Source organism: Dyadobacter sp. HNCC25DJ185, from assembly GCF_056895195.1.
Genome location: NZ_JBXHAR010000001.1, coordinates 473,295 through 487,700 on the forward strand (window position 1 = coordinate 473,295; position 14,406 = coordinate 487,700).

The 14,406-nt window shown below is 50.8% G+C and carries 11 protein-coding genes; 6 read left to right on the forward strand and 5 right to left on the reverse strand.

Annotation, left to right across the window (positions count from 1 at the left end):
- Positions 1 to 40: 40 nt before the first annotated feature.
- From AC1XUF_RS01855 to AC1XUF_RS01875, 5 genes are read right to left on the reverse strand one after another with little or no spacing between them, the layout of a single operon-like run.
- On the reverse strand, positions 41 to 2,053 hold the full coding sequence (locus tag AC1XUF_RS01855) for a copper amine oxidase (RefSeq protein ID WP_483339916.1): 2,013 nt from the start codon (positions 2,051 to 2,053) through the stop codon (positions 41 to 43).
- A 30-nt stretch (positions 2,054 to 2,083) separates the two neighbouring features.
- The gene (gene ptsP, locus AC1XUF_RS01860) at positions 2,084 to 3,817 is read right to left on the reverse strand and encodes a phosphoenolpyruvate--protein phosphotransferase (RefSeq protein ID WP_483339918.1); all 1,734 of its coding nucleotides are present in this window, start codon (positions 3,815 to 3,817) and stop codon (positions 2,084 to 2,086) included.
- Positions 3,818 to 3,823: 6 nt separating this feature from the next.
- A complete protein-coding gene (locus AC1XUF_RS01865) occupies positions 3,824 to 5,437 on the reverse strand; it encodes a PTS system mannose/fructose/sorbose family transporter subunit IID (protein ID WP_483339920.1) in 1,614 nt (537 codons plus the stop codon).
- Positions 5,438 to 5,469: 32 nt separating this feature from the next.
- Positions 5,470 to 5,940, reverse strand: a complete 471-nt coding sequence (locus tag AC1XUF_RS01870) for a PTS sugar transporter subunit IIB (RefSeq protein ID WP_483339921.1) — start codon at positions 5,938 to 5,940, stop codon at positions 5,470 to 5,472.
- Positions 5,933 to 6,352, reverse strand: a complete 420-nt coding sequence (locus tag AC1XUF_RS01875; protein WP_483339923.1) for a PTS sugar transporter subunit IIA — start codon at positions 6,350 to 6,352, stop codon at positions 5,933 to 5,935. The genes AC1XUF_RS01870 and AC1XUF_RS01875 overlap by 8 nt, the downstream gene beginning before the upstream one ends.
- Positions 6,353 to 6,531: 179 nt before the next feature.
- On the opposite strand from AC1XUF_RS01875, the gene AC1XUF_RS01880 reads away from it, so the two are divergent.
- From AC1XUF_RS01880 to AC1XUF_RS01905, 6 genes are all read left to right on the forward strand, one after another.
- A complete protein-coding gene (locus tag AC1XUF_RS01880) occupies positions 6,532 to 8,310 on the forward strand; it encodes a glycoside hydrolase family 9 protein (protein ID WP_483339925.1) in 1,779 nt (592 codons plus the stop codon).
- Between the two features lie 223 nt (positions 8,311 to 8,533).
- Positions 8,534 to 9,313, forward strand: coding sequence for a ThuA domain-containing protein (locus tag AC1XUF_RS01885; protein WP_483339927.1), 780 nt, complete (start codon positions 8,534 to 8,536; stop codon positions 9,311 to 9,313).
- Between the two features lie 11 nt (positions 9,314 to 9,324).
- Entirely contained in the window at positions 9,325 to 10,821 is a 1,497-nt protein-coding gene (locus AC1XUF_RS01890) for an SUMF1/EgtB/PvdO family nonheme iron enzyme (RefSeq protein ID WP_483339928.1), read from the forward strand.
- Between the two features lie 97 nt (positions 10,822 to 10,918).
- The gene (locus AC1XUF_RS01895) at positions 10,919 to 11,110 is read left to right on the forward strand and encodes a cold-shock protein (protein WP_483339930.1); all 192 of its coding nucleotides are present in this window, start codon (positions 10,919 to 10,921) and stop codon (positions 11,108 to 11,110) included.
- Positions 11,111 to 11,329: 219 nt separating this feature from the next.
- Positions 11,330 to 12,442 (forward strand): serine hydrolase domain-containing protein, encoded by a 1,113-nt coding sequence (locus AC1XUF_RS01900; RefSeq protein WP_483339932.1) that lies wholly within the window; start codon positions 11,330 to 11,332, stop codon positions 12,440 to 12,442.
- A gap of 1,088 nt (positions 12,443 to 13,530) precedes the next feature.
- Positions 13,531 to 14,262 (forward strand): uracil-DNA glycosylase family protein, encoded by a 732-nt coding sequence (locus AC1XUF_RS01905; RefSeq protein WP_483339934.1) that lies wholly within the window; start codon positions 13,531 to 13,533, stop codon positions 14,260 to 14,262.
- Positions 14,263 to 14,406 lie beyond the last annotated feature (144 nt).

Below are 14,406 nucleotides of genomic sequence, written 5' to 3' on the forward strand. Positions count from 1 at the left end.
TGATTCGGTTTGGGTTAATAAGGGACAAAAGACGGATTTCTTACTTTTTAGGCGCCGGCTTGGAAGCGGGCATACCCAGCACCGGATTGGCCGACATAAAGCCCATGGGCATCAGATGCACCGCCACGCTGTGCTGGTTCATGATCGGCCACTCTTCGGGCCGCACAATATGCGTCACGCCGCCGACATACCAAACCACCACATCCGTGTTGTCGATGTTCCGGTTTTGTTTGGTCCATTCCGGCAAACCCTGGCCTTTTTGTTTCGTGGTAGGGTAATCCCCGGCCGGGTACATTTCGTCGGGATTGTAGGGGGTTGCCCAGAAATGGTGGTACAATACTTCCGCTCGGTTGAACAAAGACGAGTTCTTGTCGGGCAGAGGCGTAATGCCCGCGCTGGGCATGAGCATGTAGGACGAATGATGCCCGTATTTATTCATTACCTGGTGGTTCATGACCATCCAGCTCCGGTTGGTCGCAATGTTGGCATCGCGCTGCGCTTCCTTTTCTTTCTCGAACATGGTTGTTTTCGCAACCAGCGTGTTACCCAGGGGATTGGACGGCCCTCTTGGCACAGCCACGGTATTCATCTCGCCGACACTGTTCAGCTGCCCGTCCACGTCGAGGTCAAACCGGTATACAAACCAGTGCTGGTGGTTATTGGCTTCCACGTGTGGTTCCACAATGGTCCCGTAAAAATTGCCGAGGTAAGATTCATCCGCCTTGTCCCCCAGGGCCGCAGCAGCATGGTCTTGAGTCCGGTTTACGGCGCGCACGTGCGGATATCCGTTCAACTCGGTCTCTACCACAATCACGCCGTCTTCTTTGAAGATCCATTTAAAGCCATAGTCGTAGTTACCGGCTGTAATGTAGTATTTGATGGCCAGGTTGGTAGCCCTCCGCGAGTGGTTTTCATGCCGCCAGAGCACGCCGCCATATTCTTCAAAAACAGCCACCGAACTGTCGGATTTCAGCGGGGAACCCCATTCATTGTGTAAGGTCGAAGGAAGATAGGTAGCATTTTCGGGTGCGTCGGCCCCGTAAGTAAGTGGTCGGGCCACATTTTGGAACAACCGGTAAACACCCACATCGAAATAATTATTGGCTGCATTCAGCAAATCCGGCGAACCATAATTCACGATCATTTCGGCCAGGCCACCCCGGTACATCACATACCGCCATTGTTTCTGGGCGTGGTCGAAATACTGGACATCCGAAATGACCAGTCCTTCCCGGTTGTGTATGCCAAAGCGGAATTTCCAGAAGGGCGAGATGATCTGGTTCCCTTCGATCCGGTAATTGGTGCCCTCGGGCTGAGTGATGACGATCGGTTTGGGGGCCTGCAGGTCCGGGACGATTTTCTTGCCGTCAAAATAGTTTACTGCTGTCGGCTTATCATAGCCCCTGCCCGTATCGATCACTTTGAGCACTTTTTTGTCGGTAATATCAATATAGGCATAAATTCCGGCGATGGGCATTTCGTAAAAAGCCTTGTTTTTGTAAGCCGGGGCAACAATCCGCTCGCGGTGACCAACCGGCGCCAGGCCCAGGTCCGCCGCAAAGGTGCCACGGTGCGATTTGACCGAATCCGGGTTAATGCCCCTTTTTCGCAAAGCATTATTCCATTCTTCATTGTCTTTCACAATCTCGGACACGATGGTATCGCCCTTGAACGAACCGACCGGCTGCTTATCGGGGATCACGTCAAAAGACAGAAGCTTCCCGGCTTTGAGGTCCACGACTGCCTTGGCCAATGTATTGGACGGGAAATCATACACCATCGCATAACCCTCCCGCCTGAACGTTTCGCCTGGCTTGTAAGCCAGTACCTCGGCCTTGGGCGGTTCTTTGAGGTTGATGATGCTGAACAAGCTGCTGCTGTCGCTGCGGATCTTGTTTTCCTGTAATAGAACCTGTTTGATCAGTTTGATTTCGATGGAATCCAATGGGTCCAGCGGGTGACGGTATTGCATAACCGTCTGCTGACCGTAGCCGCGGGCATAACCCAGGAGCGCGAGTGCAAGCAGGAAAAATGTAGTAGCATTTTTTTTCATATTCAATTCAAGCAGGAGTGATATGGTTGGTTAAACAGGCAATAAAGTTTTCAGATAGATTTTGATCTCATCAGAATCGCTCATTTCGCTTACTTTCAGAAATACCTCTTTTGCTTCTGAAAACGAGCTGCTGATGATCGTGTTTTTGACAAAAGGAATGGAAACTGCGCTCATCGAAAATTCTTTCAGGCCCATCCCAATCAATAGCAGTGTCGCCAGCGGATCGGCCGCCAGCTCGCCGCACATAGCCACATGAATGTTGTGTTTGTGGCCTTGCTCGATCACGTTGGCGATCAATCTCAAAACACCCGGATTGTACGGATCGTAAAGCGCAGACACCTTTTCATTCATCCGGTCCACAGCCAGCGTATATTGCACCAGGTCATTGGTCCCGATGCTGAAAAAATCGACCTCTTTGGCAAGCATATCCGCCATAACCGCCGCAGAAGGAATTTCGATCATGATGCCCACCTGGATATCCGGATTGAATGCAATGCCTTCGTTTGCCAGTATGGCTTTTGCATTTTCCAATACCTTTTTGGCTTCCCTGATTTCCTGCACATTGCTGATCATGGGAAACATAACCCTCAGATTTCCAAATGCATTGGCCCGCAGGATTGCTTTTAGTTGTACCCTAAAAAGGTCTTTCCTGTCCAGCGAGATCCTGATCGCGCGATAGCCGAGAAAGGGGTTCTGCTCTTGGGGCAGGCCGAAGTAATGCAGTTGCTTATCCCCGCCAATGTCGATCGTGCGAACGGTAACTGGCTTACCTCTGGCCTTTAAGGCCACTTTTTTATAAAAATCAAACTGTTCCTCTTCGCCTGGAAAGGCATCGCGGCCCATAAAAAGCAGTTCGCTCCGCAACAGCCCGACTCCCTCTCCACCGTTTTCAAAAACCTGTTCCATATCCGCAGCCTCTGAAATATTGGCAACCAATGCGATCCGGCGGCCATCGACCGTTTTGGCCTGCACATCTTTCAGCGAATTCATGATGCCCGATTGGCGCAGGTAAGCTTCTTTTTTTGAGGTATATAACGCAATGATATCCTCGTCAGGATTAGCCATAATTTCACCGGTTGACCCATCCAAAATCAGCCGATCGCCGGTTTTAATGGTAGACAAATCCGTTCCGCAGCCCACTGCCGCAGGTATCCCCCTCGCTTTCGCAACAATGGCCGCGTGGGAAGTCGCGCCACCGGTTTGGGTGGCAAAACCCGCGACGTTTTTAATGTCCATCGCGATGGTATCGGAAGGGGAAATATCCTCCGCAATCAGGATTGAGCCTGGCACAATGACCTGTTGATCAGCGGAAATGGCCGATCCCAGGTTCTTCAGAATCCGCTCGCCAATATCCTGCACATCGGCCGAGCGTGCCCGCATATACTCGTCCGTCATCGCCTGGAACATCGCCACAAGCGTCGAAATGACTTCGATCAGCGCATCGCCGACCGTTTTTCGTTCGGTACTGATTTTTTCCAAAACATCAACGCGGATCTGCGGGTCGCTCAGGAATTCAATATGGGTTTCCAGGATTTCCAGGCTTTCGTCCGTAAGGTCTGCCTGCGCGATGAGCATTTCCACTTCTGCAATGGATCTGCCGACAGCCGCGTCATATTTTCCCATTTCAACGAGGACCGCATCCTCATTATCAATCAACAATCCGGATAAAACTGCCTGCTGTTTCCGAATGACGTGCGCTTTTCCAATAGCGATCCCCGGCGAAACGCCAGTGCCTTTGATCGTAAGGGTTGTTTTCAAGTCCATGCCTTCTCAGATGAATATGCCCAGCACGCTTCCCGCGAAACCCAAAACCAGCAAACCGAGCAGCAGATAGGTTGTTTTTATATTTCTTTTTACAAAATAGAAAACCAGGAACGTCAATGCCAGCGGCAGCATATTCGGGACGATCTGGTCCAGAATGCCTTGTACCGATACCGCAGCATCGGAAGATCCGATTTTCAAAGGCGTTTTGATCGCCATTAAAGTGGCGGGCATCGCCCCCACGACCATCAACCCCAAAATGGCCGAGCCGGATTTCAGCTTGTCCATCACATTGCTTTTGGACAGATCCTGTAAAAACCGCGTACCTGTCTGGTAACCGATGAAAGTGAGCTTATAACGCAGCCACAAATGCGGGACATTAAAGATCAGCAGGAACAAAACCGGCCCAAGCAGGCTTCCCTGCAATGCCAGCGAAGTACCAACACCGGCTGCAATGACCTTCACCGTCCCCCAGAACAAAGAATCGAAAACACCTGCCAGCGGCCCCATCAAGCCTAATTTGACAGCGTTAATGGATTCTTCGTCGAAATCCGCTTCTCTCGCATTCTGCTCTTCCATGGCTGCTGCAATGCCGATGATGAGCGTCGAGCCATGCGGGGCTGTGTTGAAGAACTGCAAATGTCGTTTCAAAGCCTGCGCCATTGCTTCTTTGGTCGTATAAAGTCTTTTCAGGACCGGAATGATCGAGAATGCAAAGCCGGTATTCTGCCAGGTTTCGAAATTGAAGTTAGCTTCCAATGCCATTGACCTGAGGAAGAGGTTACGTATGTCTTTTTTGGTCAAAACGGAAATTACTGTGGTTGGTGCAGGTACCGTTTGTTCTGTGGAGAAATCGTCAAAATCATCATCAAAATCACTGTCTGTACTTGCTACCGGCGCTTCTTTGCGCGTCATGCCCGTAACGATCAGCGCAATGATCACGCCCAGTCCGCCGAGCGCAATCATGGGCAATTTCAAGTAACTGGTCAGGATAAAGCCCAGGAAAAAGTAGGGAGCGACCGTTTGATTGAACATCAGGTTCATCAGCAAAGCGAAACCCAGCGCGGGCAGCATGTTGCCCGCGACCTGCAAACCCGAATGCACCCTGGGCGGAATGGTATCCACAAAAGTCCTGATTACGTCGGAGCCCGATACCAAAGCGAGCAGGGTTACCGCGCCCATCAGCAAGGGTTTCAGCAAACCGGAGAGGATATGCAGCCGCTGAACGCCTTTGAAGTCTCCGTTTTCGGCATATATGGCAAATCTTTTATTCAAAACCGGCCTGAAAACAAATAGTCCGCTGACGACCATTTCGGCGAGAATAGAAATGGGCACGGCCAGAGCCAAGGCCACAGCCGCGCCTTTCCCGGACATGATCGCGAACGCAGTACCCAATACGCCGCCGGTGATCACATCGGGCGGTATGGCGGCTCCGACTTTGATGTTGCCCATGAAAATCAGTTCCAAAGTAGCGCCAATCGTGATCCCCTGCTGCAAATCGCCGAGCACCAGGCCTACGAGCGGCCCTAAAACCAGCGGCCTGCTCAATAAAGTAGTACCCAGGAAGTCTTCCGAATGGCCAAACATGGCGATCAGGGTTAGGAGGAGGTGGTTCAGTAGCATTTTTAAAGGGTTAAAAGCCGGGCGGTTAAGGGTCAGATCAGCGTTTCGACCAGTTGTGCTTTGTCGGTTGGGACTTGCCTGATTTCCAGTTCGATATCTTTTGCAAGCAAATCTTTAATGATCGCGATATCGGCCTCATTTACTGCAACCGCTTTTGAAATTAGCTTTGAGCCCTCTTTTCCCCGGATCCCGCCGAAGTTGATCGACTTGATTTCCGGCATCGCGCCTGCCAATGCCGCCGCATCCTGCACGGAATTGACGAGGACCAGGATTTTCATGTTCCGGCTTCGCTCGTCAGAAAGAAACCTGACGGTATCTTCCACGGATTTGATCAGCAGTTTTGCCGACGCTGGCTTGGCCAGGTTCATTGTCATTTTGAGGAATTCGTCTTTGGCGGCTTTGTCGTTGGCGACCACCAGGCAATCGGCCCCGAGCGAGGGCGTCCAGGTAAGCGCAACCTGCCCGTGAACCAGCCGGTCGTCTATGCGTACTAGTTTAATCATCGAAATCGGATTCTTCTTGGGGTGTTAATAACTGGTTTACATACACGATCTGCTCTTTGGCAGCGGCAATCGCGTTGGCAATGATTGTTGTTACCGGCTCTTCGGGGTCCGCAAGCAGAATTTCCACCAGCAACGGCAGGTTAAAACCGGAAACAACGTGCACATTGGGCTTGAGGGCATGCCTCAAAACCTGATTGGTGACACTGCCGCCCATTAAATCGGTGAAAACCACCAGTTCGTCTTCGTCGGCCACATTTTCCATGACCATAGCGAGCTCATCCTCAATGCCCTTGTTTGCTTCTACATAGGCCTGGATCAGAAAAACATTTTCCATGGGACCAATGATGATATCCAGCGACGATTGGGCGCCCTTTGCCAAAGTGCCGTGTGTGGCGATCAGGAATTTTCGCATTGCATTTGAACGAATCTTGTTTATTTTGTCCCTGGTAATACCTGTTACTTAAAATTCGGTGAAACAGGCTAGCAAGTTAGTATTTAACCGGATGATTTTCCAAATAGCCCAAATCTTGTTCTGGGCAGTATAAGTTAGGCCACAGCCGTTTTTGATAAGCAATAACCGTCGCGCATTTCATGAAACCACGCAGCTTTCTACTTTCTTTTTTTCTTACACTCCTCATTTTTTCGCATCAGGCGCATTCCGGTGTCATTATTCATGTCAATCAGGTAGGGTTCGACAGCCAGGGAGCCAAAACGGCTGTGATTTCCGCAGGTCCCGGAGAGCTGGATACTGTAAAAGAATTCGAGCTGATAAGCCCCGCCAGTACGAAAAAGGAATTTTCGGGCCCGGTTTCGGGAGCCATGAAAATAGAAGAATGGTTTCCCGGAAAGGTGTATTACCGGATTGATTTTTCATCCTTCAACAAGCCGGGCAGGTACAAGATCAGGGTTTCTGCAAAAGGTATGACTTATGTTTCTGATGAATTTCAGATCGCCGACAAAGCGCTGGCGAAGCTGCTGGTGCCATCTATTATCCATTATTTCAATAAACAAAGGGCCGATAAGCCGGAGGAACTGATTGCTGATAAGGCGGTTACACTATTTGGAAGTAATAAAACCGTCGATTTGCGCGGTGGCTGGGACGACGCTTCGGGTGATATCAGCAAGTATTTTTCGCACCTGGCTTATGCCAATTTCATGTCGCAGCAGCAAATCCCGCTATGTACCTGGTCGATGGAAAATGCGGCTGAAAGCATTCCGAAACTGCTTACCGGGTTGAATGTGCTGGATTCGATGAAGCGGGAAGCATTGTATGGGGCCGATTACATTGTGCGCTCGCTTTCGGAGGAAGGCTACTTCTACATGACGATTTTCAGCTACTTCAATCCCGATCCCAAAGCGCGGCGGGTAGTGGGTTTGAATGCCAACAGCGTTACGACCGACAAATACCAATCCGCCTACCGCGAGGGCGGCGGCATGGGTATCGCAGCCCTCGCCCGGATTTCGCGCTGGAAAATGAACGGCGATTTTACTTCCGAACAATACCTGGCCGCTGCAAAAAAGGCATTTGCCCATTTGCAGGTTAATAATCTCAAATACTGCGACGACGGGAAGGAGAATGTGCTCGATGATTATTGTGCATTGCTGGGAGCCACCGAACTCTGGATGGCGACAGGCGAAAATGAATACCGCGACGAGGCGAGGAAGCGTGCGAAAAATCTAGGAAACCGGTTAGCACCCGCTGGTTATTTCATTGCCAATGACGCCGACCGCCCTTTCTGGCATGCATCGGACGCTGGCTTGCCGATTGTTGCATTGTGCCGTTACCTGAAAATCGAATCCGATCCGGCGTTAAGAACTGTTGCGTTGAGTACCGTCAAAAAAGCATTGGATTACAATCTGAAAGTGACGGGCGAGGTAAGCAACCCGTTCGGATATGCGCGGCAATCGTTTTTATTTAAAGGAGATGTCAAAAACGGCTTTTTTATCCCGCACGAAAATGAAAGCGGCTGGTGGTGGCAGGGCGAAAATGCCAGGCTGGGTTCGCTGGCCACAGCGGCGATCATGGGCGGAAAGCTGGTGTATCCCGGAAAAGGAAACTGGGGGACTAATGAAGCACTGGCGGGTTATGCTTCCCGGCAGATTTCCTGGATATTGGGCGGTAACCCTTACGAGGCGTGTTTTATGTACAAATTCGGCCGAAATAACATGCCTTATATGAAGTCGATGTACGGCCACGGCTCGGAGCGCGGCGGGATTTCCAATGGTGTCACGGGCAAAGACGGCAACGCAGATGGCAGCGGGATCGATTACAAACCGCATGACAACGGCAACGAATGGCGCTGGACCGAGCAATGGATCCCGCATGCGGGATGGTTTTTGCTGGCATTGACAGCGATGGCGGCGGAGTGATTCTCCAACAGTAAAAGAGCCAAAGGCGCGACCGATATCATGGCGCCGGGTTTCAACCCGGCGTCCGGGCATGTGATATGCGTGATCTTGCGTTGGATGTCAACGGATTGAAATCCGTTGTCTCAGGTTTGGCTTCAACGGATTGAAATCCGTTGTTAGGATATCGGTCGAGCCTCTGGCTCTGTTCGCGTAGCATAACAGTTTAAATGTGTTGATTTTCAATATGATGAGAAATTTTTTTGTCAGGTTTGAGATGCTTCGGCAGCTACTATTAGCTGTCTTCTTCGCCGTAACTTCTTACGCCCAAAAGCCAGCTTTCAAAGTCATCGCCTTCTACAATACCACCGTAGAAATGGACCATGTTTTGTTTGCCAATGATGCATTGTATTTCCTACGGCTGATTTCTCAGCAAAACAACTTTTCTTTCGACGCGACTACCGATTGGACGAACCTCAATGAGACCTATCTCAGCAATTATCAGGTGGTAGTTTGGCTCAACGATTCCCCGCACACGGCCGAACAGAAAGCGGCTTTTGAGAAGTATATCCGTCATGGAGGTGCCTGGCTGGGTTTTCATGTGGCGGGGTATAATGATAAGAGTTCAAACTGGCCGTGGTTCCTGGAATTCCTGGGAGGGCCGGTTTTTCATAGCAATAACTGGCCGCCGATGGCTGCGAAGGTAAATGTGGAAACGCAGGAACATCCGGTTACGAAGCGGATGCCGAAAACCTATGATTCGCCAGTGACGGAATGGTACCAGTGGAAGCCAAGCCCGCGATTGGACAAGGATGTGAAGGTACTGGTTTCGCTGGCGCCCGAAGTGTACCCGCTGGGTGTGAAAACCTACCTTTCCGCTGGCGACACACCGGTGGTTTGGACCAATACGCGGTATAAAATGCTCTATATGAATTTCGGTCACGGCAATAAAGTGCTTTCCAATTCGGACCAGAACAGGATGATCACCGATGGAATTTTGTGGCTGGGAGGACAATCAGGCAAATGACCAGACCACTCATGAAGACATTTCTCCGCTTCTCACTTTTCATTAAAACTGCTCTTCCGGCAATGTTTTTGGCCGGATGTCAGGCGTTCGGGCAAAAGCCTGATTTTAAAGTCATTGCTTTTTATTCCAACCGGGTTGAGCCCGATCATGTCGACTTTTCCAATGATGCGCGGGCGTTTTTCAAAAACCTGGCTGCGGAAAACAATTTCACTTTCGATGTAACTTCCGAATGGACCAATTGTAACGACGCCTTTCTAAGCAATTACCATATTGTGATGTGGCTCAACGATTTCCCGCACGACGAGTCGCAACGCGAAGCATTCCGGAAATACATGGAAAAGGGAGGGGGATGGTTCGGCTTTCATGTGGCCGGCTATAACGATAAAGATACCAAATGGCCGTGGTTTGTGGATTTTCTGGGAGGAGGCATATTTTACAGTAACTCCTGGCCGCCTGTTCAGGCGAGGTTATTGGTGGATGATCACCAACATGCCGTTACCCAAAACCTGCCCGACGCCTATGCAGCCCCTGTAAACGAGTGGTACCACTGGCGACCCAGCCCACGTGCAAGTAAGGACGTAAAAGTGTTGGTGACCCTGGATCCCGCCAACTACCCGCTGGGTATCAAGGATATACTGGAAGGTGGCGACACGCCCGTCGTCTGGACCAACACCAGGTACAACATGATCTACATGAACATGGGCCATGGCGACAAGGTGATGTCCGACTATATGCAGAACAATATGATCGCCGATGCCCTGTTCTGGCTTGGCAAAACCAAACGGAAACCATTGGCCGGGACGTTGCCGGAATTGCCTGCCAGGTATTATCCGGAACTTGTGAATGTCCGGGGCGGTATGTTCACGATGGGCGACGAGACCGGCAAAGGCGGGGCGGACGAACTGCCTGCGCATCAGACTATTGTTAAAGATTTCAAAATCGCAAAGACCGAAACGACCGTCGCCCAGTGGCGGGTTTTCTGCACTGCCACCAAACGCAATATGCCCGACCTGCCTGGCTGGGGCTGGCACGAGGATCACCCGGTGATCAATGTGAGCTGGGACGATGCGGTGGCGTATTGTAGTTGGCTCAGCGGGCAAAAAGGGACCCGGTACCGCCTGCCTACCGAGGCCGAATGGGAATTTGCTGCGAAAGGGGGCAGCAAGGGCAGGAGCAGGAGCTTCAGCGGCGGTGGCGACATTGATTCTTTGGGCTGGTACGCCGCAACCGGGTACGGAACCAAACCCGTCGCTACCAAAAGGGCTAACGAGCTGGGCCTGTTCGATATGACTGGTAACGTATGGGAATGGGTGAGCGACTGGTATGATGCCGGGTATTATGCCGCCAGCCCGATAAACAATCCAACCGGGCCCGTAACCGGTGTTTACAAGATTTACAGGGGCGGCGCCTGGTCGGTGCCGGCTGGGAATTGCCGGGTCAGTTATCGCAATGTGGTCCCTCCTTCCAGCAGCAATTTCAACCGGGGTTTCAGGGTGGCGGCAGACTGACCGTTTTGTGAAATGGAATAAAATTTTAAAATAATATTATTTTTAGTAATTATTCAAAATTTTGTTTTATATTTGTATCCTAATCTAATATAAAATAATGCAAGAAGGAACGGTTAAATTTTTTAATGAAACTAAAGGTTTTGGTTTCATTTCTCCCGCAAATGGTGGAGACGACATTTTTGTACATTCATCTGGTTTGAATACCAACATCCAGGAAAATGACAATGTCAGTTACGAAGTGGAAAATGGAAGGAAGGGATTGAACGCAGTGAACGTGAACGTGATCTGATTTTTTTCATATAGTCATCAATGTAGGAACCTCCCCCAAACAGGGGAGGTTTTTTTGTGCGGTCGTGTGTCGAGAAACGGGCTTTTGCGGGTTAGAATCCCTTGTTTTTAGCGCCATTTGTCTTAACTATGTAGTATTGCACCATCCAATAACTCAACCCTGCGATAGCTATAGCCCATGTTTAGCAAGAGACGAAGCACTTTTCTATTGGTCCTATTAATGGCGCGAACTATCTACGCAAACGCCCAACAGCTCTATTACCCGGATTCCATTTGGCAAACCAAATCCCCGGCAGAGCTGAAAATGAACAGGCAATGGCTGGACAGCGCCGTAAATATTGCTTTACACAATGAAAATGACGTGGACCGTGACCTTCGGATCGCAAACCTGAAATCCTACCAGCGCGAGCCGAACTACCAGCTGCTCGGGCCCACTAAAAAGCGCGGCGGACCGGCCGGACTGATCATTAAGAACGGCTATATTGTGGCCAAATGGGGCGATGTGGAGCGGGTGGACATGACTTTCAGCGTTACAAAAAGTTATTTATCGACCATTGCCGGGCTGGCGATTGACGATGGACTGATCCGGAACGTGCAGGACCGGGTAAACAAATACGTATGGGATGATACGTTTGAAGGCGAACACAATGCTAAAATCACCTGGGACCATCTGCTGACACAGAGTTCGGACTGGTCGGGCACCCTGTTTACACAGCACGACTGGGCCGACCGGCCTCCCCAGGAAGGCGGTATCGACGACTGGAAAAACCGCAAACTGCTCGAGCCAGGCACCCATTTTGAATACAACGACGTACGGGTAAACCTATTGGCTTATTCGCTCCTTCAGGTTTGGCGGAAACCTTTGCCGGTAGTCCTGAAAGAAAAAATCCAGGACCCGATCGGCGCCTCCACCACCTGGCGCTGGTATGGTTACGACAATTCATTTGTGAACGTGGATGGCGTCATGACTCAGTCGGTAAGCGGCGGCGGACATTTCGGCGGCGGGCTGTTCATCAGTACCCTCGACCAGGCCCGTTATGGCCTTCTGTTTCTCCGGAAAGGCAAATGGAAGGGCAAGCAGATACTCTCCGAAAAATGGGTGGATGCAGTGCACCAGCCCTCGGCCGCCAACAAGGCTTATGGCTATTTATGGTGGATCAATTCCGACAACGCGATACAAGGCGCACCATCCAATCTTTATTATGCCAACGGTTTCGGCGGCAATTACATCGTGGTCGACAATGCGCACAACCTGGTGATTGTTGCCCGCTGGCTGGATAGTAAGAAGCTGGGGGATCTGGTGAACGCGGCGATTAAGGCGGGCGGGGAGTAGGGGGTGGGATGTTGTCTGGGGGCCTTGGGTCCTTGCCGCCAGGGTTGAAACCCTGGCGGGGCCACCCTGGCTTAGGAGATCGGTCATGCCTCCGGCATTTGGTACAATGCAAGTGACGGAGGCACGGTCGATCTTTTTGCACCGGGATTTATCCTGGTGGCAATTGATGACAAAGGATCCAAACTAAACTTTCCATGTTGTTTGCCACCATGGTTGAAACCCTTGCGGGGCCACCCTGGCTTAGGAAATCGGTCATGCCTCCGGCATTTCAGCATAATGCAAGTGCCGGAGGTGCGGTCGATATTTTTGCACCGGATTTATCCCGGTGGCACTAAACCTTGCCTGTTGTTTGTCGCCAGGGTTGAAACCCTTGCGGGGCCACCCTGGCTTAGGAGATTGGTCATGCCTCCGGCATTTGGCACAATGCAAGTGCCGGAGGCACGGTCGATCTTTTTGCACCGGGATTTATCCTGGTGGCAATTGATGACAAAGGATCCAAACTAAACTTTCCCTGTTGTTTGTCGCCAGGGTTGAAACCCTGGCGGGGCCACCCTGGCTTAGGATATCGGTTATGCCTCCGGCATTTGGTACAATGCAAGTGCCGGAGGCACGGTCGATCTTTTTGCACCGGGATTTATCCTGGTGGCAACTGATGACAAAGGATCCAAACTAAACTTTCCCTGTTGTTTGCCGCCATGGTTGAAACCCTGGCGGGGCCACCCTGGCTTAGGGGATTGGTCATGCCTCTGGCATTTGGTACAAGGCAAGTGCCGGAGGCACGGTCGATCTTTTTGCACCGGGATTTATGCCGGTGGCAGATGATGACAAAGGATGTAAACTAAACCTTCCCTGTTGTTTGCCGCCATGGTTGAAACCCTTGCGGGGCCACCTTGGCTTAGGAGATCGGTCATGCCTCTGGCATTTGGTACAATGCAAGTGCCAGAGGCACGACCCATCTCCTTGCCTTGGGATTAATCCCAGGGCAACCGATAGCAAAGAACCTCCAAAAGTGCCAGCGGCACGGCCGATCTCTTTCAAGTAGATAATCTAAAATCAAGGTTATATCTGGAAAGAACTCAACCTCGACCATGACCGCCCAAAACCTCAACTCCCAACTCCTCGAACTCTACCAAACCTACACCCAATCCATCTACTCCCAAACATGGGAAGACAATGTTTCTGCGCCTTTGCTGATGCATGTTTTCGATGAGTACTGCGCGATGGAAAATAAGATACTTTTTGTCGGGCAGGAGACGCATAGTTGGGGGCAAATGAATTTAAAGTCGACTCCCGAGGCGCTTTTGACGAGTTATCGCGAGTTTAATCTTGGTAAGTCTGCCGATTACGGCGATGGGAAGCCGCGTCGCTACTTGCGAAGTCCGTTCTGGAATTTTCTGCGGGCTTGTTTTTATCAGGGGAATTGGCGGAATAGCGAGGTAACCAACAAAACAAACGGATTTCTCTGGACAAACATTTCCAAATTCGATTGCAACAGTACCACGCCGTCGCACGATCTGCAAGACCGGAATAAGGAAGGTTTTGAATTGCTGAAAGCCGAAATCGCCATTTTGAAACCCGATGTGGTGGTGTTCCTCACCGGTTCCAAATACGACGATCGCATTAACACGGTGTTCAATCCTGTCCGGGAAACCATTTTGCCCGACGGATATTTGTATCAGCTAACCACCAGCGACGGTTCTCTGCCGCCCCGCACCTTCCAAACCAAGCATCTCAGAACATTACTGGGCTCTCGCCGGAATAAGATGGAGAATCGGTATCGGGAAGTTTTGGGGAAGGTTGTTGAATGTGCGTTTTGTTGATAGGGCAAATATGAATATAATGTTCACTAGTGGGTGAACTGACGACAACCGCTAGTGAATGAAATAGTTCTACGATTTTAGCAGGGGAAAGTCGATGTAAGGGTTTTGGGTCAGCTCATATGGCTTATTCAGGCCTCTATAGAG